Consider the following 21,367-nt stretch of genomic DNA (forward strand, 5'->3'; position numbering starts at 1 on the left):
CGGCCTCCAGCTGGAAGGATTGTGTCGACATCACCACCGCGATCTACGAGGAGGCGCGCCAGAGCCGTCTTGGCGCCGACAAGTTCATGATCGACGGGCGCCATACCGGCACCGGCGGCGGCAACCATGTGGTGGTCGGCGGCGCCAATCCGAACGACAGCCCCTTCCTGCGTAGGCCCGACCTGTTGAAGAGCCTGGTGCTGCACTGGCAGCGGCATCCCTCGCTCTCCTATCTGTTCTCGGGCCTGTTCATCGGCCCGACCAGCCAGGCGCCGCGCATCGACGAGGCACGGCATGACAGCCTTTACGAGCTGGAGATCGCGCTCTCCCAGGTTCCGGCGCCCGGCGAAGGCCTCCCGCCCCTGCCCTGGCTGGTGGACCGCCTGTTCCGCAACCTTCTGACGGACGTCACCGGCAATACCCACCGCTCCGAAATCTGCATCGACAAGCTGTTTTCGCCGGACGGGCCGACGGGTCGCCTGGGACTTGTGGAATTCCGCGGCTTCGAGATGCCGCCGAATGCCCGCATGTCACTCGCCCAGCAGCTTCTGGTGCGCGCGCTGATCGCGCGTTTCTGGAAGAACCCGGCCAAGGGCTCTTTCGTGCGCTGGGGCACGGCGCTCGCCGACCGCTTCATGCTGCCGCATTATGTCTGGGCCGATTTCCTCGACGTTCTGCGCGACCTGCGTGAAAACGGCTTCGACTTCCGCCCGGAATGGTTTGCCGCCCAGCTGGAATTCCGCTTCCCCTTCTTCGGCGAGGTGGAATACGAGGGGGCAAAGCTGGAGCTGCGGCAGGCGCTGGAACCGTGGCACGTGATGGGCGAGCAGGGCGCCATCGGCGGCACGGTGCGCTATGTCGATTCCTCCGTCGAACGCCTGCAGGTGAAGCTGGAAACCGGCAATCCGGAGCGCTACCGGGTGGCCTGCAATGGCCGCGCGGTGCCGCTGGCGGCCATCGGTGCTTCCGGCACGGCGGTGGCGGGCGTGCGCTTCAAGGCCTGGCAGCCGGCCTCCGGCCTGCATCCGGTGTTGCCCGTTAATTCGCCGCTCACCTTCGACATCTATGATGTGTGGTCGCAGCGCTCCATCGGCGGGTGCGTCTACCATGTGGCCCATCCCGGCGGGCGCAATTACGAGACTTTCCCCGTCAATGGCAACGAAGCGGAAGCCCGCAGGCTTGCGCGTTTCGAACCGTGGGGGCATAGCGCAGGCCGATATGCATTGATGCCGGAACAGGTCTCGCCGGAATTCCCCCTGACGCTCGACCTGCGCCGGCCAATAGGAGTCTGATGTGGCAGTGATCCCGGCACCTGATATACGCGAGGAAGACGAGGCCATCGGCGACGACCCGATCCTCGGCTACCGCGCCCTGCCGGGCATATCCGACGAGATGCTGGACCGCGACGGGCAGATCCGGCCGGTCTGGCAGCACCTGATCGATTCGCTCGGCCACATGTCGGAAGCGGAACTGCACGAGCGCTTTGCCCGTGCGGACCGCTATCTGCGCGATGCCGGCGTCTTCTATCGCAGCTATGGCGGCCAGGGCAGCAGCGAGCGCAACTGGCCGATCTCCCACATTCCCGTCCTCATCGACGGCAAGGAATGGGAAAAGGTTTCCGCCGGCCTCGTGCAGCGCGCCGAACTGATGGAAAAGATCGTCGCCGACATCTATGGCGACAACATGCTGGTGCGCGAGGGCATCGTGCCGCCGGCGCTGATTGCCTCCAATCCCGAATTCCTGCGCCCGCTGGTCGGCGTGAAGCCCGCCAACGGCCATTACCTGCATTTCTGCTCCTTCGAGATCGGTCGCGGGCCGGATGGTAACTGGTGGGTGCTGGCCGACCGCACGCAGGCGCCGTCGGGCGCCGGCTTCGCGCTGGAAAACCGCGTGGCGACCACCCGCGCCTTTTCCGACATCTATGCCGAAAGCCACGTGCACCGGCTCGCCTCCTTTTTCGGTGCCTTCCGCAACGCGCTGCAGGCTCACAAGAAGAGCCCGGACGATCGCATCGCGGTTCTGACCCCCGGCCCTGCCAACGAGACCTATTTCGAGCACGCCTATATCGCCCGCTATCTTGGCTTCATGCTGCTGGAGGGTGAAGACCTGACGGTGGTGAACGACAAGGTGATGGTGCGCACCGTGGCGGGCCTGAAGCCGCTCGGCGTTCTCTGGCGCCGTCTCGATGCCTCCTATGCCGACCCGCTGGAACTGAACCAGAATTCGCATATCGGCACGCCCGGCATGGTGCAGGCGCTGCGCGCCGGCTCCGTCACCATCGTCAATGCACTGGGCTCCGGCGTGCTGGAAACGCGCGCGCTGCTCGCCTTCACCCCCACGATCTGTCGCCGTCTGCTGGGCGAAGACCTGAAGCTTCCCTCGATCGCCACCTGGTGGTGCGGCCAGAAGACGGAACGCCAGCACGTCGCCGATAATTTCGAGCGCATGGTGATCGGCCCCGCCTATTCCTGCGCGCCCTTCTTCGACGACAACGGCCAGTCTGTGCTGGGCGTGCGCCGCAAGGGCACCAAGGCCAGCATCGAGGAATGGCTGGCGAGCGAGGGCAACCGCCTCGTCGGCCAGGAGGTGGTGACGCTCTCGACCACCCCGGCTTACGTGGACGGCAAGCTGCGGCCCCGGCCAATGTCGCTGCGCGTGTTTGCCGCCCGCACCGAAAAGGGCTGGCAGATCATGCCGGGCGGCTTTGCCCGCATCGGCTCGGGCGACGACGTGGCGGCGATTGCCATGCAGGCCGGCGGTTCTGCCGCTGACGTCTGGATCGTCTCCGACAAGCCTGTGGAGCGCCAGACGCTGCTGCCGCCGGAGGAAAGCTTCTCCCGCAACATGCCGGGCAGCCTGCCAAGCCGCGCGGCCGACAATCTCTACTGGCTCGGCCGCTATATCGAGCGGGCGGAAGGGGCGCTGCGCATCCTGCGCTCCTGGAACATGCGCTATGCCGAAAGCGCCGATCCCGACCAGCCGCTGCTGGCCGACGTGACGCGCTACCTGAAGAGCATCGACATGGACATGGCCAAAGCCGTGCCCGAACCGCTGATCCGCAACATCGACAGCGCCATCTATTCCGCCAGCAATATCCGCGACCGCTTCTCGCCGGATGGCTGGCTGGCATTGAACGATCTCGCCAAGACCGCCAAGCGTTTCCACGAGGCGGTGCAGGCGGGTGACGATGCCGCGCATGCCATGACCGTCCTGTTGCGCAAGCTCGCGGGCTTTGCCGGTCTCGTGCACGAAAACATGTATCGCTTCACCGGCTGGCGCTTTCTCTCGATCGGCCGCTATCTGGAGCGCGGCCTGCACATGACACGCCTGCTCGGCCACATGTCCGGCCCGGATGCCCCGGACGGCGCGCTCGACATGCTGCTGGAGATCGGCGACAGCGTGATGACCCATCGCCGCCGCTACAACGTCAACACCGCGCGGCTGACGGTCACCGATCTTCTGGCGCTCGATCCGCTCAACCCGCGTTCGGTTCTCTTCCAGCTGAACGAGATCCGCACCGAGGTCGAGCAGCTGCCACATCCTTATGGAACCGGGCAGATGTCGGCGCTCGACCGCGAGGCCATGCGCCTGCATTCCGGCCTTGCCGTGATGACGCCGGAAGCGATGAACGAAGAGATTTACCGCAAGCTGGAGACGGAGATGGAAAAGCTCTCCGACCTCATCGGCCAGACCTATTTCGGATAGCCCATGCTTTACGATCTCTCGCTGCACATGGGCTATCATTACGAGGTGCCGGCATCGGGCGCGCGCCATCTTCTGCGCGTGATGCCGCTGTCGCTGACCGATCGCCAGCGGCTGATCGCCGGTTCGCTCAGCGTCTCGCCGACCGCCGACGAGCGCGGCACCTTCACCGATTTCTTCGGCCAGCATACGACCTCCATCCTGTTTCGCGGCCCGCACGCAGCGCTCGACATCCGCATGCAGGCGCGCGTGCAGGTGGAGGCCACGCCGCTGACGGCCGATCTCTCGCCAGAACTGCCGAAGCTCAGGCAGGAACTGGCCGATCTCTGGTCGATCGATGCGGATTCGCCGCATCACCTGGCGGGACCGAGCCCCCGCCTTGCGAACAATGCCGACATCGCCGCCTATGCAAGGGACTGCGCCAGGCCCGGCCAGACGGTGCGCGAGATCGCGATCGCGCTTTGCGCCCGCATCCACAAGGACTTCAAATACGATCCGGAGGCGACGACCGTCGATACCAGTCCGCGCGAAGCCTTCCAGCTGAAGCGCGGGGTGTGCCAGGATTTCAGCCATGTGATGATCATCGCGCTGCGTAGCCTCGGCATTCCCGCCGGCTATGTCAGCGGCTTCCTGCGCACCATTCCGCCGCCCGGCAAGGAGCGGCTGGAAGGGGCAGATGCCATGCATGCCTGGGTGCGCATCTGGTGCGGCAAGGCGGCCGGCTATATCGAACTCGACCCCACCAACAATATCCCGGCAAGCGCCGATCACATCGTCGTCGGCTATGGCCGTGACTATTCCGACGTGGCACCCGTCATCGGCGTTCTCAAAAGCTATGGCAGCCACCGCACCGTGCAGGCCGTGGACGTGATCCCCGTCAAGGGCTGACAGGCAGCCCGGCGTACCGGCGGCGGCTCGACCCGCTTTCGGCCGCTTCGTTCCAATGCCACCGGTTTTCGTGAGGCTTCGTCAAGGGATCCCCGCTTATCCAGAACCTGACATCCTGATGCGAGGAAACGGGTTCCACGACGATGACCGGCTTTTCCCTGGCCCGGCTGCTCGGCGATCGCGGCGGCAATTTCGGCATGATGACCGCGATCCTGTTGCCGGCCCTGATCGGAGGCGCGGGCATGGCGGTCGATCTCACCAACGTTCTGCAAAAGAAGGCGGCGCTGCAGGCGGTTGCCGATTCCGCCACGCTGGCGGCTGCGGCGAAGATGTCGAACGACGACATCAGCGAGGCGGATGCCATGGCGACGGCACGCAGTTTCCTCGTTGGACAGTATATAGAGGATCTGCGTCGCCGGGGCGCCGGTCAGGCGGAGATCGACGCCGCAAAGGCGGCGCTGGAGGCGAGCAGCAAGGCGATTGCCACCACCAGCGCCGGCACCGGCGCATCCAAGGCCTTCCAGGTAACGCTCGACACATCGGCACCAGTGGAACTGAGTGCGCTGTCCCGGCTGCTCGGCTTCGACCGCGTGTCGGTCAGTGTCCACAGCGTCGCCCAGAGCGCGCGCGAGGGCCATGCCCTGTCGATGTATCTCGTTCTCGACGAATCCGGTTCCATGGGCGAGGACACCACCACCGTCGATCCGGTCAATCCGACCAGGACCACCACCCAGGCGGTGCTCGGCTATTATGATTGCGGTCGCCGCCGGCAGTGTTACGGCTGGTACAACCAGACAGTGACCGTCGCCAACTACGTGACCAAGATCGCCGCCCTGAAATCGGCGGCAGCGGTCATGTTTGCCGAACTGAAGAAGGCAGCCGCCCCGAGTGGCGCGTCCACTTCCGTTCAGGAAACCGCAGCACGCGACCTTATCCGCATCGGAGCCATTTCCTACACGCATGAGACAAAGACGGCGCAACACCCGGCCTGGGGCACGAGCGCCGCCGCAACCTATGTGACCGCCCTGCCCGCCATCCCCTCCGGCGGCACCGATGCCCGCGGCGCGCTGGGCATTGCCTATGCGGATCTCGTTTCGACCAATCCTGCCGAGGCGCAGGCGCACAAGACGAAGGGCAACCTGAACTTCGCGCGCTTCGTCGTGCTGATGACGGATGGGGAGATGACCGGCTACAGCAACAGCTGGAACAAGTCGATCGATGATGCCGTGCGGTTGGCCTGCGCCCAGGCAAGGAAAGACGGCATCACCATCTTCACCGTCGCCTTCATGGCGCCGGATCGCGGCAAGGCGCTGCTGCAGGCCTGTGCGAGCAACGCCGACAACTATTATGAATCCGACGACATGACGGATCTGGTCACAGCCTTCGGCGAAATCGGTCGCAAGGCCGCCAGGAGCGCCGTTCGCCTGACAAACTGACGCAAGACGCGTTTTGCTCACCGGCCGGAAATGGCCAGCCCTGCCTGCTGCCCATGCTTTGATCACGGGCGGATTTTGCCTTTTTCTCCAGCGGCTTGCAGACCAGCCATGCGCTGGACGCAGGAAGTCGGCAAACTATTGCACAGGATGATTGCATGTGTCTGTGAACGATGCATAAACTGTAATCCGACAGAGTGCCGCATCGTTTTCAAAGACCATTCCCTTCTCGTTCAAGACAGCAAAGTGGGCGACCTCATGAACAACACTCTTTCTCCGGTCGATATTCCGCAGCCGGCCCCGCGCAGTTCCAATCCACGGATCATGGCGGAAGAGATCATCGAACGGCTGACCTACCGGATCGGCAAGGATGCCAAGGTTGCCAAGCCCCATGACTGGCTCACCGCCACCATTCTGGTGGTGCGCGACCGCATCATCGATCGCTGGATGGAGTCCACCCGCAAGGTCTACCGGACGGGCGACAAGCGCGTCTATTATCTCTCGCTGGAATTCCTGATCGGCCGCCTGATGCGTGATGCCGTCAGCAATCTCGGTCTGCTGCAGGAAATCCGCGATGCCCTTTCCTCGCTTGGTGTGGACATCGAGGTGATTGCCGGGCTGGAGCCGGATGCGGCCCTCGGCAATGGCGGTCTCGGCCGTCTCGCCGCCTGTTTCATGGAAAGCATGGCGACCGTCGATATTCCTGCCTATGGCTATGGCATCCGCTACGTACACGGCCTGTTCCGCCAGCAGATGGCTGACGGCTGGCAGGTGGAACTGCCGGAGACCTGGCTCGCCCACGGCAATCCCTGGGAATTCGAGCGCCGCGAAAGCTCCTACGAAATCGGCTTCGGCGGTTCGGTGGAAAGCGTCGGTGCCTATGACGAGCCGCCGCGCTACGTGTGGAAGCCGGCCGAGCGCATGATCGCCATGGCCTATGACACGCCGATCGTCGGCTGGCGGGGCGCGCGCGTCAACACGCTGCGCCTGTGGTCCGCCCAGCCGATCGACCCGATCCTGCTCGACGCCTTCAATGCCGGCGACCATATCGGCGCGCTGCGCGAGAGCAACAAGGCCGAGACGCTGACCCGCGTTCTTTATCCGGCCGATGCCAATCCGGCCGGCCAGGAACTGCGTCTCCGGCAGGAATATTTCTTCTCGTCGGCCTCGCTGCAGGACATCCTGCGCCGCCATCTGCAGCAGTATCCCGACTTCACCAACCTCCATGAGAAAGTGGCGATCCAGCTGAACGACACGCATCCGGCGGTGTCCATCGCCGAAATGATGCGCCTGCTGTCCGATGTGCACGGCATGGATTTCGACGAGGCCTGGGACATTACCCGCCAGACCTTCTCCTACACCAACCACACGCTTCTGCCGGAAGCGCTGGAAAGCTGGCCGGTGCCGCTATTCGAGCGGCTGCTGCCACGCCACATGCAGATCATCTACACGATCAACACCAAGATCCTTCTGGACGCGCGCAAGGAGAAGAAGTTCGGCGACAGCCAGATCCGCGCGATCTCGCTGATCGACGAAAATGGCGACCGCCGCGTGCGCATGGGCAACCTGGCCTTCGTCGGCTCCCATTCGATCAATGGCGTCTCCGCCCTCCACACGGAACTGATGAAGGAAACCGTGTTCGCCAACCTGCATGCGCTCTACCCCACGCGCATCAACAACAAGACGAACGGCATCACGCCCCGCCGCTGGCTGATGCAGTGTAATCCCGGCCTCACCGATCTCATCCGCGAGGCGATCGGCGACGCGTTCGAAGATGACACCGAGAAGCTGACGGCGCTGGATGCCTTTGCCACCGACAAGGCGTTCCAGGAAAAGTTCGCCGCCGTGAAGCGCGCCAACAAGGTGAAGCTTGCCAACCTGGTCGGCAGCCGCATGGGCATCCGGCTCGACCCTTCGGCCATGTTCGACATCCAGATCAAGCGCATCCACGAATACAAGCGGCAGCTGCTCAACATCATCGAGGCGGTGGCGCTCTACGACCAGATCCGTTCGCACCCCGAACTGGACTGGGTGCCGCGCGTCAAATTCTTCGCCGGCAAGGCGGCGCCGAGCTATCATAACGCCAAGCTGATCATCAAGCTTGCCAATGACGTGGCGCGCGTGATCAACAACGATCCGGCCGTGCGCGGCCTGCTGAAGGTCGTCTTCGTGCCGAACTACAACGTGACGCTGGCCGAAACCATGGTGCCGGCCGCCGACCTTTCCGAGCAGATCTCGACGGCCGGCATGGAAGCCTCCGGCACCGGCAACATGAAATTCGGCCTGAACGGCGCGTTGACCATCGGCACGCTGGATGGTGCCAATGTCGAGATGCGCGACCATGTCGGCGCCGACAACATTGTCATCTTCGGCATGACGGCGGACGATGTGGCAAAGGCGCGCGCCGACGGCCACAATCCGCGCGCCATCATCGAGGGGTCGCGCGAACTGTCGCAGGCACTGTCGGCGATCGCCTCCGGCGTCTTCTCGCCCGACGACCGCTCTCGCTTCGCCGAACTGATCGACGGGCTCTACAATCACGACTGGTTCATGGTGGCTGGCGATTTCGATTCCTATGCCAAGGCGCAGCGCGACGTGGACCAGATCTGGTCCGATCCGGTGCTGTGGTACGAAAAGACCATTCGCAACACCGCACGCATGGGCTGGTTCTCGTCCGACCGCACTATTCGCCAGTATGCCTCGGAGATCTGGAGAGCCTGATGAACCAGACGCCCAAGGAACTCGGCACGGACGGACAGAACAGCCTGGAACTTCCGCTTGCCGAGATCGAGGCGATCATCGGTGGTTCCCACGGCAATCCCTTTGCGGTCCTCGGCCCCCACAAGATCGGCGGCGGCACCATTGCCCGCTGCTTCATCCCCGGCGCAGACGGCGTCACCGCCCTTGCGCTGGACGGTTCGGAAATCGGCGAGCTGATGCTGCGCCACGAGGCAGGCTTCTTCGAAGGTGTCGTGTCTCTCGCCCAGCCGAAACCCATCCGCTACCGCGCCCGTCGCGGTGATGTGGAATGGGCGCTGACCGACCCCTACAGTTTCGGCCCGGTTCTCGGGCCGATGGATGACTACTTCGTCCGTGAAGGCTCGCATCTGAGGCTTTTCGACAAGATGGGCGCCCACCCGATGAAGCATGAGGGCGTCGAGGGCTTCCACTTCGCGGTCTGGGCCCCCAATGCGGCGCGCGTTTCAGTGGTGGGCGATTTCAACGGCTGGGATGGCCGCAGGCATGTGATGCGGCTGCGCGTCGATACCGGCATCTGGGAGATTTTTGCCCCGGATGTGCGGGCGGGCGCCACCTACAAGTTCGAAATCATCGCCGCATCGGGCGCCATGCTGCCGCTGAAGGCAGACCCCTATGCCCGCCGCGCCGAGCTTCGCCCCGCCACCGCCTCCGTCGCCGCACCCGACCTCACGCAGAAATGGGAAGACACGGCCCATCGGGAGTTCTGGGCCAAGGCAGACCACCGTCGCCAGCCAATCGCCATCTACGAGGTGCATGCCGGCTCCTGGCGCCGGCGTGACGACGGCACCTTCCTGAGCTGGGACGAGCTTGCCTCCGAGCTGATCCCCTACGTGGTCGACATGGGCTTCACCCATATCGAGTTCCTTCCCGTCACCGAACACCCCTACGACCCCTCCTGGGGCTACCAGACGACCGGGCTTTATGCGCCCACCGCCCGCTTCGGCGAACCGGAAGGCTTTGCCCGCTTCGTCAACGGCTGTCACAAGGTCGGCATCGGCGTGATCCTCGACTGGGTGCCGGCCCACTTCCCGACCGACGCGCATGGCCTGAAGGAATTCGACGGCACCGCGCTTTACGAACATGCCGACCCGCGCCAGGGCTTTCATCCGGACTGGAACACGGCGATCTATAATTTCGGTCGCATCGAGGTTCTCTCCTACCTCATCAACAACGCGCTCTACTGGGCCGAGAAATTCCATCTCGACGGCCTGCGCGTCGATGCCGTCGCCTCCATGCTCTATCTCGACTATTCCCGCCGCGACGGCGAATGGGTGCCGAACGAATATGGCGGACGCGAAAACCTGGAGGCGGTGCGCTTCCTGCAAAAGCTGAACACAGTAAGCTATTCGACCCATCCCGGCGTCATGACAATCGCCGAGGAATCCACCTCCTGGCCGAAGGTCTCGCAGCCGGTGCATGAAGGCGGGCTCGGCTTCGGCTTCAAGTGGAACATGGGCTTCATGCACGACACGCTGAGCTATCTGAAGCGCGAGCCCATTCACCGCAAGCACCACCATAACGAGCTGACATTTGGCCTGCTCTATGCCTATTCGGAAAACTTCGTGCTGCCGCTCTCCCATGACGAGGTGGTGCACGGCAAGGGATCGCTGATTGCCAAGATGGCCGGCGACGACTGGCAGAAGTTCGCCAACCTGCGTGCCTATTACGGCTTCATGTGGGGCTATCCCGGCAAGAAGCTGCTGTTCATGGGCCAGGAATTCGCGCAGTGGAGCGAGTGGAGCGAGGCGCGCGGCCTCGACTGGAACCTGCTGCACTACCACCCGCACGAAGGCATGCGCCGCCTGGTGCGCGATCTCAACTTCACCTACCGGTCGAAGAAGGCACTGCACCAGCGCGACTGCGAACCGGAAGGCTTCGAATGGCTGATTGCCGATGACGCGGAGAACTCCGTCTATGCCTGGCTGCGAAGGGCGCCCGGCGAAAAGCCGGTGGCTGTCATCACCAACTTCACACCTGTTCTCAGGGAAAGCTACCGCGTGCCGCTGCCTTCGGCGGGACGCTGGCGCGAGGTGCTGAACACGGATGCGGAAATCTATGGCGGCAGCGGCAAGGGCAATGGCGGCCGGGTGCAGGCGGTTTCGGCCGGCGGCAGCGTGCATGCCGAGGTGACACTGCCGCCGCTGGCGACAATTATGCTTGAACCGGAAACTTAATGGCATACAGGGAGGATATTCCATGACGACAAAGAGAGTTCAGCCGCTGGCGCGCGACGCCATGGCCTATGTGCTGGCCGGCGGTCGCGGCAGCCGCCTCAAGGAACTGACGGACCGGCGCGCCAAGCCCGCCGTCTATTTCGGCGGCAAGGCCCGCATCATCGATTTTGCCCTCTCCAATGCCCTCAATTCCGGTATCCGCCGCATCGGCGTCGCCACCCAGTACAAGGCCCACTCGCTGATCCGCCACCTGCAGCGCGGCTGGGACTTCTTCCGCCCGGAGCGAAACGAGAGCTTCGACATCCTGCCGGCTTCGCAGCGCGTTTCCGAAACGCAGTGGTATGAAGGCACCGCCGATGCCGTGTACCAGAACATCGACATCATCGAGCCCTACAATCCGGAATACATGGTCATCCTCGCCGGCGACCATATCTACAAGATGGACTACGAGCTGATGCTTCAGCAGCACGTGGATTCCGGCGCTGATGTCACGATCGGCTGCCTGGAAGTGCCGCGCATGGAAGCGACCGGCTTTGGCGTCATGCACGTGGACGGGACCGACCGCATCATCGACTTCGTGGAAAAGCCGTCCGATCCGCCGGGCATTCCGGACAAGCCGGATTTCGCGCTGGCCTCCATGGGCATCTATGTCTTCCACACCAAGTTCCTGATGGAATGCCTGCGCCGTGACGCGGCCGACCCGAATTCCAGCCGCGACTTCGGCAAGGACATCATTCCGTGGATCGTCGCGAACGGGAAAGCCGTGGCGCATCGCTTCACGCAGTCCTGCGTGCGCTCGGACTTCGAGAAGGAAGCCTACTGGCGCGACGTCGGCACCATCGACGCCTACTGGCAGGCCAATATCGACCTGACGGCGATCGTTCCGGAACTCGACATCTACGACAAGTCCTGGCCGATCTGGACCTATGCCGAGATCACCCCGCCGGCAAAGTTCGTGCATGACGACGAGGATCGCCGCGGGTCCGCCGTGTCGTCCGTGGTCTCGGGCGACTGCATCATCTCCGGCTCCTCGCTCTACAACAGCCTGCTGTTTACCGGCGTGCGCGCCAATTCCTATTCGCGCCTCGAAGGGGCGGTCATCCTGCCCAATGTGCGCATCGGCCGGCGCGCCCAGCTTCGCAATGTCGTCATCGATGCCGGTGTAACCATTCCGGAAGGACTGGTGGTGGGCGAGGATCCGGAGCTTGATGCCAAGCGCTTCCGGCGCAGCGAAAACGGCATCTGCCTGATCACCCAGCAGATGATCGACAAACTGGACCTCTAGGTTTTTTCGGGGAAAACTGGAGACCGGTTTTCCCGAGCAGACAACCCAAGACACAAGGAAACCAGAGTCTGTCCGGTTCAGATCGAACCCGACAGACTCGAGGACGGGCAGCAGACACACGATGAAGGTTCTCTCGGTCGCCTCCGAAATCTATCCCCTCATCAAGACCGGAGGGCTCGCCGATGTGGCGGGCGCTCTGCCGCTGGCCCTGTCGGGCCGGGGAGTGGCCATGCGAACCCTCATCCCCGGCTATCCGGCGGTCAAGGCAGCCCTCGGCACCACCCGGCACCTCCTGCATTTCGAGGACCTGATTGGCGTACCGGCCGATGTGCTGGAAGCGAAGGTGGCGGGGCTCGATCTTCTTGTTCTCGATGCCCCGGCCCTGTTCGAACGGGCCAGCGGACCCTATCTCGACACCGATGGCAAGGATTACAGCGACAACTGGCGGCGCTTTGCAGCGCTGTCGCGGGCCGGCGCGGAGATCGCCTGGGGAGCGCTCGGCGACTGGCAGCCCGATCTCGTGCATGTGCATGACTGGCAGACAGGCCTCGTACCCGCCTATCTCCGCTATGGCGAGCGCCCGGCGGTGCCAAGCGTGATGACCATCCACAACATCGCCTTCCAGGGCAATTTTTCCGCAGCCGTCTTTCCGGCACTCGGGCTGCCGCCGCATGCCTTTGCCATGGAGGGCGTGGAATATTATGGGCAGGTCGGCTATCTCAAGGCTGGCGTACAGACCGCCTGGGCGGTCAGCACCGTCAGCCCGTCCTATGCCGAGGAGATCCTGACGCCGGAATTCGGCATGGGCCTGGAAGGCTTGCTGAACCGCCGCGCCTTCGATCTGCACGGCATCGTCAACGGCATCGACGTGGATGTCTGGAACCCGGCCACGGACAGCCTGATCGCGACCAATTACAAGCTGACCGATCTCCGGAACCGCAAGGCCAACAAGCGCGCGGTGGAACGGCATTTCGGCCTCGTGGAGGATGACGGGCCGCTGTTTTGCGTGATCTCCAGGCTCACCTGGCAGAAGGGCATGGATCTGGTGGCCGCCGCCGCCGACGATATCGTGGCGCAGGGCGGCAAGCTTGCGGTGCTTGGGTCCGGCGATGCGGAACTGGTGGCCGCACTCCAGACGGCAGCGGCGCGCCATCCCGGCCGTGTGGCGATCACCGTCAGCTATAACGAACCGCTCTCGCACCTGATGCAGGCGGGTTCGGATGCCATCCTCATTCCCTCGCGCTTCGAACCCTGCGGGCTGACGCAGCTTTATGGCCTGCGATACGGCTGCGTGCCGGTCGTCTCGCGCACCGGCGGCCTGAACGACACCGTAATCGACGCCAACCCTGCCGCACTGGCCGCGAGATCGGCGACCGGCGTGTCCTTCGGGCCGGTCACGCTCGACAACCTGAAACGCGCCATCCGGCGCACAATTCGCCTGTATGGCGACCCCAAAATCTGGACGGAGATCCAGAAACAGGGCATGACGTCCGATGTATCCTGGGACAAGAGTGCCGCCCTTTACGCAGACTTATATTCCAGCCTTCTACCGAAAGGTGAGTATTGACCATGAAGACCGTTTCCACCACGCCGTATAATGACCAGAAGCCGGGCACGTCCGGCCTGCGCAAGAAGGTTCCGGTGTTCCAGCAGCCGAACTATGCAGAAAACTTCATCCAGTCTATTTTCGACAGTCTGGAGGGTTTTGAGGGCAAGACGCTGGTGATCGGCGGCGACGGCCGTTACTACAACCGCGAGGTGATCCAGAAGGCACTCAAGATGGCCGCGGCCAGTGGCTTCGGCAAGGTGATGGTCGGCAAGGGCGGTATCCTGTCGACGCCGGCAGCCTCGCATGTGATCCGCAAGTATGGCGCCTTCGGCGGCATCGTTCTTTCCGCCAGCCACAACCCCGGCGGCCCCACCGAAGATTTCGGCATCAAGTACAATATCGGCAATGGCGGCCCGGCCCCGGAAAAGATCACCGACGCGATCTTTGCCCGCACCAAGGTGATCGACAGCTACAAGATCGTAGACGCCGACGATGTCGATCTCGATGCCATCGGCAGCGTGGATCTCGCCGGCATGACGGTCGAGATCATCGATCCGGTCGCCGACTATGCCGATCTCATGGAAACCCTGTTCGATTTTTCCGCGATCCGCGCCCTGATCGGCTCCGGCTTCCGCGTGGTGATCGACAGCATGAGTGCCGTCACCGGCCCCTATGCCGTGGAAATTCTCGAAAAGCGTCTCGGCGCGCCGCAAGGGTCGGTGCGCAATGCCGAACCGCTGCCGGATTTCGGCCACCACCATCCGGACCCGAACCTGGTGCATGCCAAGGAACTTTATGACGACGTAATGAGCGCCGACGGTCCGGATTTCGGCGCCGCCTCCGATGGCGACGGCGACCGCAACATGGTGGTCGGCAAGGGCATGTTCGTCACGCCCTCCGACAGCCTGGCAGTGATCGCCGCCAATGCGACGCTGGCGCCCGGCTATGCCGGCGGCATTGCCGGGATCGCCCGCTCGATGCCGACCAGCGCCGCTGCCGACCGCGTGGCCGAAAAGCTCGGCATCGGCATGTACGAGACGCCGACGGGCTGGAAGTTCTTCGGCAACCTGCTCGATGCCGGCAAGGCCACCGTCTGCGGCGAGGAAAGCTTCGGCACCGGCTCGAACCACGTGCGCGAGAAGGACGGCCTGTGGGCCGTGCTGTTCTGGCTGAACATCATCGCCGCCCGCAAGGAGGGCGTGAAGGACATCATCACCAAGCATTGGGCGGAATTCGGCCGCAACTACTATTCCCGCCACGATTACGAGGAAGTGGATACGGATGCCGCCAATGGCCTGATGGCCAATCTGCGCGACAAGCTGGCCACCCTGCCGGGCCAGCGCTTCGGCGCATTGACCGTCTCGACCGCCGACGACTTTGCCTATAACGACCCGGTCGATGGGTCCGTCTCGAAGAACCAGGGCATCCGCGTTCTGTTCGAGGGCGGCAGCCGCGTCGTGTTCCGTCTTTCCGGCACCGGCACCTCGGGCGCGACGCTGCGCGTCTATGTCGAGCGCTACGAGCCGGATGCCGCCCGCCACGGCATCGAGACGCAGGAGGCGCTGGCCGACCTGATCGCGGTGGCCGACGAGATCGCCGAGATCAAGGCCCGCACCGGCCGCGACGCACCGACGGTCATTACCTGATCGCATCGGAGGGGAGTTCTTCAGACCTCCCCTCCTTTCACCGGCTTACCGGATCTCCGGCTCCACCAGCAGGGCCAGCAGGCCAAGCGACTCCTGCCAGCCGAGATAGCAGGCGGCTTCGGGGATGACGTCCGGAATGCCGTCCTGGGTGACGGTCAGTTCCGTACCGACGGAGACCTCGCGAAAGGTGATGGTGGATACCATTTCGCCGGGAAGGGCCGGATCGTCGAAGCGGTCGGCGTAGCGGATCGTCTGGTCCGGCACGATCTCAAGATAGCGGCCGCCGAAGGAATGGGTTTCCTGCGTGGTGAAATTGGTGAAGGACATGCGGAATTCCCCGCCCTCCACCGGATCGAAGGCATGCATGCGGGCGGTAAACCCATGCGGCGGGTTCCATTTCACCATGGCATCCGGATCCATGAAGGCGCGGAACACCCGGTCGACCGGGGCCTTCAGCACCCGATGCAGACGAACAGTGAAGGGCACGGCTTTTCCTCCTCGTTAAGCGCGTCACTCTATCGTCGCCAGATAGGGCGGTTGCGGCGGAAGTCCCTGCCCCGAAGAGAGAAAGTAAAGCCGCGGCCCGCCCGCCCGGCCGATTGCCGGAGTGTTCATGACCGACCAGAGACAGGACGCCATACCGGACGCGATTCCGGGAGCCGTGCCCCACACACGGGGCGTGCGCTTTGCCGTATACTCGGCCCATGCCAAGGCGATCGATCTTTGCCTGTTCGACGGCGAGAACGAGACCCGGCTGCCGCTGAACAGGACCGCCACCGATCTCTTCGCGCTCCACGTGGCAGGGCTCAAGCCCGGCGCCCGCTACGGTTTTCGTGCGCAGGGCGTTTACGATCCGGATCGGGGGCTCTGGTTCGATCCCTCGAAGCTTCTGGTCGATCCCTATGCCCGCGAACTGGATCGCCCCTTCCGGCACGATGCCCGGCTTTCAACCTTCGGCGTGGACACCGCATCACTGGTGCCGAAGGCGATCGTGACGGAAGACCGGCCGGTTGCTCCGGCGGCACCCCGCCTGCCGAAAGGCGGCCTGATCTACGAAGTCGCCGTGCGGCCCTTCACGCTGCTGCATCCAAAGGTGCCCGCGGCGCTGCGCGGCACGGTGGCGGCGCTCGCCCATCCCGCCGTGATCGCCCATCTGAAGCGGATCGGTGTGGATGCCGTCGAGCTTCTGCCGATCACCGCCTGGATCGACGAACGGCACCTGCCGCCGCTCGGGCTCAGCAATGGCTGGGGCTATAACCCGGTCGCGATGATGGCGCTTGATCCGCGCCTCGTGCCGGGTGGCATGGCGGAACTGGCGGCCACCGTTGCGACGCTGCATGAAAACGGCATCGGCGTCATTCTCGATCTCGTCTTCAACCACAGCGGCGAAAGCGACCGTCATGGCGCGACGCTCTCCATGCGCGGGCTGGACAACCTCACCTATTATCGCCATGTGCCGGGCGCGCCGGGGCTGCTGGTCAACGACACGGGCACCGGCAATACGCTCGCCTGCGACCACCCGGTGGTGCGCCGGCTGATCCTCGATACGCTCCGCCACTTCGTGCGGCAGGCCGGCATCGATGGGTTCCGCTTCGATCTCGGCACCATTCTCGGCCGCAGCCCACAAGGCTTTTCGCGCGAGAGCGAGACCTTGCGAGCGATCCTCTCCGACCCGCTGCTGGCTGACCGGGTGATGATTGCCGAACCCTGGGATATCGGGCCCGGCGGCTATCAGCTCGGCCAGTTTCCGCCGCCCTTCCTCGAATGGAACGACCGCGCCCGCGACGATATCAGGCTCTACTGGCGCGGCGACGGCTGGAAGACCGGGCGACTGGCCCATGCGCTGGCCGGCTCCTCGGAGATCTTTTCCGCGCACGGGCTCGGCGAAACGCGCAGCGTCAATTTCCTCGCCGCCCATGACGGCTTCACGCTGATGGACCTCGTTTCCTATTCCCACAAGCACAACGAGGCGAATGGCGAGGACAACCGCGACGGCCACAACGACAATCATTCCTGGAACAACGGCGTGGAGGGCGAGACACGCGATCCCGCCATCCGCGACAGCCGGCGCCGCGATGTCCAGGCGCTGCTCGGTACGCTGTTTGCCACGCGCGGCACGCTGATGCTGACGGCCGGCGACGAAGGCGGCCGCAGCCAGCAGGGCAACAACAATGCCTATGCGCAGGACAATGCGCTCACCTGGCTCGACTGGACCACGCTCGATGATGACCTCGTGACGCACACCGCCCGGCTTGCCCGTTTGCGCCGCCGCTTCGATGTGTTTTCCGAGAGCGCGTTTTTCACGGGGCAGGATGGCGATGTGCTCTGGCTGAACGAACAGGGCAAGCCGATGACGACGGCGGACTGGGAGCAGCCGGACCGGCAGCAGCTGACCATGCTGCTGAAAACCCGCGACCGCGAGGAGGATCGCGCCACCCGCCTCGCGGTGGTCTTCAACCGCAGCCACGATGCCCTTGCGGTGCATCTGCCGGGCGGTCCATGGCAGGATCTGTTCACCAAGGACCACGTCTTTTCGCCGGTGTTGCCCCCGCGCACCGTCATCTGGTTGAGAGAGCTTGCCGATCCGTCCGCACGTGATAAGGAAGCGGGCGAGAGCTGACGAACCGGAAGCTCCGATCCAAGTCAGGGGTATTCATGCCGCACGAGATCTCTCTGAGGGACGTGAAGGATCTGGTCGGACAGGAAATCGGAGTATCGGACTGGATCACGGTGGATCAGACGATGATCAACCAGTTCGGGGATGCCACGCTCGATCATCAGTTCATCCATACCGACCCGGTGCGCGCTGCCGCGGAAAGCCCCTTCGGCGGCACCATTGCGCATGGTTTTCTCACGCTGTCGCTGCTGTCAGTGATGAACTTTGGCTCGCTGCCGCGCATTCGCGAACAGACCATGGGCCTGAACTACGGCTTCGACAAGCTGCGCTTCGGCTCGCCGGTGCGCACTGGCCGCCGCATTCGCGGGCGTTTCACGCTGACCGAAGCCCGCCTGCGCGGCGCCGGCATGCTGATGACCACCTATGACGTGACCGTCGACATCGAAAACGAGCGCAAGCCCGCCCTCACCGCCCAGTGGACGACCATCGTGCAGTTCGACCCGAAGGACCGGCCGGACGACTGGTGAGCTAAGGTTTTCCGCGATTCGCCGCGATGGACTGAGCGCTGCCGGATCAGTCGCAAACTGGTTCTTGTTGGCAAAACACCACCCTCGAGCTGTACTCCCGAGATCGCTGCACGCCGTTCTGAATTTTCTTTCTAGGACTTAAGTCTAAGGACGGACGTTGGAAATGCCGCACTGCAAAAATGTAAAACCCATCAAAAACAATGGCTTTTACGATTCTCTCCGTGGAATTCCTGTTTTTTGTCAATTAACAATCACTAAAACATAGAGCCCTCAAATCCGCGTGCAAACAAGACGTGGGGCTAAGACAATGCAATTTCGTTCCATCAAGATGAAGATCGCCGTGCTGTCAGGGCTCAGCGTTCTTTCGGCTGTCGGCGGGCTTCTGGGCTATGGCATTCTGGCGACCTCAAACAGCCAGCGGTTCGTCAGCCAGAACATGTCCGAGCTGACACGGTCCATGACGACAAAGAGCCTGAAGAGCATCGCGTCCACGCAGGCCGGCTCCATTCAGGGCACGCTCAACGAGGCATTCGATGCCGCCCGCAACATCGGCCGTAGCTTCGAGGCCATGGCCGGCAGCGGCGCCATTCCGGCCACGGAACGCCGCAAGCAGTTCAATGCCGTTCTGCTGAAGGTTCTTCAGGACAATCCGCAGTTCAATGGCACCTACAGCGCATGGGAACCGAATGCGCTGGATGGCGATGACGAGGCCTACCGCAACAACAAGAAGACCGGCTCCGATGCCACGGGCCGCTTCCTGCCCTACTGGACGCGCGGCGCCAATGGCGGGATCGAGATCCAGCCGCTCGTGGAATACGACAGCCGTGAACTGCATCCGAATGGCGTGATGAAGGGCGGTTGGTATATCGGACCGCAAACGGGTCAGGGCGAAAGCATCCTCGACCCCCTTCCCTATATCGTACAGGGCAAAAGCGTCTATCTCGCCACCATGTCCGTGCCACTGACGATCAACGGCAAATTCGCCGGCGTCGCGGGTGCCGACTTCGATCTTTCCTTCGTGCAGAAACTGGCGGAAACGGTGAAGGGGGGCCTGTTCGGCGGCAAGGCGTCCGTCAGCATCATCAGCCACAAGGGACTGGTGGTCGCCTCCAGCGAAAAGCCGGATCTGGTCGGCGCCTCCATGGAGAAGCTCAATCCCGCCCTTGGCGAGCTTCTGCCGAAGATCCAGTCTGGCAATGAGGAAGCCATAGAGGATGGCAAGACCTTCCGCGTCCTCTCGCCGATCAAGCTCGGCCGCACCAAGACGCCATGGGCGGTGCTGATCGAGGTTCCGGCCGAGATCGCCCTTGCCCAGGCCACTGCGCTCGATCAGGCTCTGATCGCCCGCAACACGTCCGATGCCTGGACGCAGACCGGCGTCGGCCTCGGTGTGCTGATTGCCGGCGTTCTGGCCATGTGGCTTGTCTCGCGCTCGATCTCCCAGCCGATCGCCACCATGACCGGCACCATGCAGAAGCTGGCTGAAGGGGATCTTGGCGTGGACGTGCCCGGCACCGAACGGGTGGATGAAATCGGCCAGATGGCAACGGCCGTGCAGATCTTCAAGGAAAATGGCCTTCGCGCACGTACCCTCGAGGAAGAAACGGAACGCAATCGCCATCTCGGCGAAGAAGAGCGCAACCGCGTAGCCGCCCTCGACCGCAAGCGGGCGGACGACATGCAGCACGCGACAACCAGCCTTGCCCAAGGCCTGAAATGCATCTCCTCCGGTGATCTGACCTTCAGCTTCCATGAACCCTTCGCCGCAGATTTCGAAGGACTGCGCAGCGATTTCAACGCGGCCGTTCTTCAGCTTCGCAACGCCATGAACTCCGTCGCGACTACGACGTCGGCGATCGACAGCGGGTCGCGGGAACTGAGCCAGGGCGCCAACGACCTCTCCAAGCGCACCGAGCAGCAGGCCGCCGCGCTGGAGGAAACAGCGGCCGCGCTGGACGAGATCACTGCCAACGTGTCGAACTCCACCCGGCGCACCGAGGAGGCCCGCAGCGTGGCGCAGCGCGCCACCCGTGCCGCAACAGAATCGGCCGAGGTCGTCTCGCAGGCGGAGCTCGCCATGTCCAAGATCGAGGATTCCTCGCAGCAGATTTCCAACATCATCGGGGTGATCGACGAGATCGCCTTCCAGACCAATCTGCTGGCCCTGAATGCAGGCGTGGAAGCGGCACGTGCCGGAGATGCCGGCAAGGGCTTTGCCGTCGTCGCCCAGGAAGTGCGCGAGCTTGCCCAGCGTGCGGCAACCGCCGCGCGGGAGATCAAGGGCCTCATCCAGAATTCGTCCACGGAAGTGGAAAATGGCGTGGATCTGGTGCGCAATGCCGGCAGCGCGCTGAAGACCATCGGCGATTTCATTCTGGAGATCAACGGGCATATGGAAGCGATCGCCACCTCCTCGCGCGAGCAATCCACCGGCCTGATGGAGGTCAACCAGGCCGTCAATGCGATGGACCAGACGACGCAGCAGAATGCGGCCATGGTGGAAGAATCGACCGCCGCCTCAACGGCGCTTGCCGCCGAAGCCGCCCGGCTGCGCGGACTGGTGGAGCAATTCCGTATCGCCGAGACACGCCACGATGCGCAGGCCCTCAGAGAGGTCGCACGCGACATGGCGAACGCCCCGGGTGCTGCGCAGGGCCGCAGCCCACGCCGGCTGGCTGCCACAGGCACCGGAGGGGCGCGGACACAGGAATGGGGTGAGTTCTGATCAGAACAAGGGGCGCCGGCCGTTCCCGGCGGGCGCCCCTGATGGCATTGCGAGACGAGGA

At 63.7% G+C, this 21,367-nt stretch carries 13 protein-coding genes; 12 read left to right on the plus strand and 1 reads right to left on the minus strand.

The annotated features are described in order from the left end of the window. From FNA46_RS08120 to FNA46_RS08160, 9 genes are all read left to right on the plus strand, one after another. On the plus strand, nt 1–1,292 hold a 1,292-nt coding region (locus tag FNA46_RS08120), incomplete at its 5' end, for a transglutaminase family protein (protein WP_185969768.1). A gap of 10 nt (nt 1,293–1,302) precedes the next feature. After that, on the plus strand, nt 1,303–3,705 hold the full coding sequence (locus FNA46_RS08125; protein ID WP_425468687.1) for a circularly permuted type 2 ATP-grasp protein: 2,403 nt from the start codon (nt 1,303–1,305) through the stop codon (nt 3,703–3,705). 3 nt (nt 3,706–3,708) lie between these two features. After that, nucleotides 3,709–4,590, plus strand: a complete 882-nt coding sequence (locus FNA46_RS08130) for a transglutaminase family protein (RefSeq protein ID WP_143124699.1) — start codon at nt 3,709–3,711, stop codon at nt 4,588–4,590. 143 nt (nt 4,591–4,733) lie between these two features. Next, on the plus strand, nt 4,734–6,026 hold the full coding sequence (locus FNA46_RS08135) for a vWA domain-containing protein (RefSeq protein WP_143124700.1): 1,293 nt from the start codon (nt 4,734–4,736) through the stop codon (nt 6,024–6,026). Between the two features lie 255 nt (nt 6,027–6,281). Continuing rightward, entirely contained in the window at nt 6,282–8,744 is a 2,463-nt protein-coding gene (locus FNA46_RS08140) for a glycogen/starch/alpha-glucan phosphorylase (protein WP_143124701.1), read from the plus strand. Further along, a complete protein-coding gene (glgB, locus tag FNA46_RS08145) occupies nt 8,744–10,957 on the plus strand; it encodes a 1,4-alpha-glucan branching protein GlgB (protein ID WP_143124702.1) in 2,214 nt (737 codons plus the stop codon). Before FNA46_RS08140 ends, glgB begins: the two co-directional genes overlap by 1 nt. 22 nt (nt 10,958–10,979) lie before the next feature. After that, nucleotides 10,980–12,242 (plus strand): glucose-1-phosphate adenylyltransferase, encoded by a 1,263-nt coding sequence (gene glgC, locus FNA46_RS08150; protein WP_143124703.1) that lies wholly within the window; start codon nt 10,980–10,982, stop codon nt 12,240–12,242. 121 nt (nt 12,243–12,363) lie between these two features. Beyond that, complete coding sequence (gene glgA / locus FNA46_RS08155; protein ID WP_143124704.1) at nt 12,364–13,809, plus strand: glycogen synthase GlgA; 1,446 nt, start codon at nt 12,364–12,366, stop codon at nt 13,807–13,809. A gap of 2 nt (nt 13,810–13,811) precedes the next feature. Continuing rightward, nucleotides 13,812–15,437 carry an alpha-D-glucose phosphate-specific phosphoglucomutase gene (locus FNA46_RS08160; RefSeq protein WP_143124705.1) on the plus strand — a complete coding sequence of 542 codons (1,626 nt, stop codon included), beginning with the start codon at nt 13,812–13,814 and terminating at the stop codon, nt 15,435–15,437. A gap of 45 nt (nt 15,438–15,482) precedes the next feature. On the opposite strand, the gene FNA46_RS08165 is transcribed toward FNA46_RS08160, so the two are convergent. Beyond that, a complete protein-coding gene (locus tag FNA46_RS08165) occupies nt 15,483–15,923 on the minus strand; it encodes an SRPBCC family protein (RefSeq protein WP_143124706.1) in 441 nt (146 codons plus the stop codon). A 127-nt stretch (nt 15,924–16,050) separates the two neighbouring features. Here FNA46_RS08165 and glgX point away from each other — a divergent pair, with 127 nt between their 5' ends. The 3 genes from glgX (at nt 16,051) to FNA46_RS08180 (ending at nt 21,306) form a co-directional block, all read left to right on the plus strand. Continuing rightward, nucleotides 16,051–18,057 (plus strand): glycogen debranching protein GlgX, encoded by a 2,007-nt coding sequence (glgX, locus tag FNA46_RS08170; protein ID WP_143124707.1) that lies wholly within the window; start codon nt 16,051–16,053, stop codon nt 18,055–18,057. A gap of 35 nt (nt 18,058–18,092) precedes the next feature. After that, entirely contained in the window at nt 18,093–18,581 is a 489-nt protein-coding gene (locus FNA46_RS08175) for a MaoC family dehydratase (protein WP_143124708.1), read from the plus strand. Nucleotides 18,582–18,888: 307 nt separating this feature from the next. Then, nucleotides 18,889–21,306: a methyl-accepting chemotaxis protein gene (locus FNA46_RS08180; protein WP_143124709.1), complete on the plus strand. Its 2,418-nt coding sequence runs from the start codon at nt 18,889–18,891 to the stop codon at nt 21,304–21,306. Nucleotides 21,307–21,367 lie beyond the last annotated feature (61 nt).

Origin of the sequence: Affinirhizobium straminoryzae, from assembly GCF_007004135.1 — a bacterium.
GTDB classification, from domain to species: Bacteria; Pseudomonadota; Alphaproteobacteria; order Rhizobiales; family Rhizobiaceae; genus Neorhizobium; species Neorhizobium straminoryzae.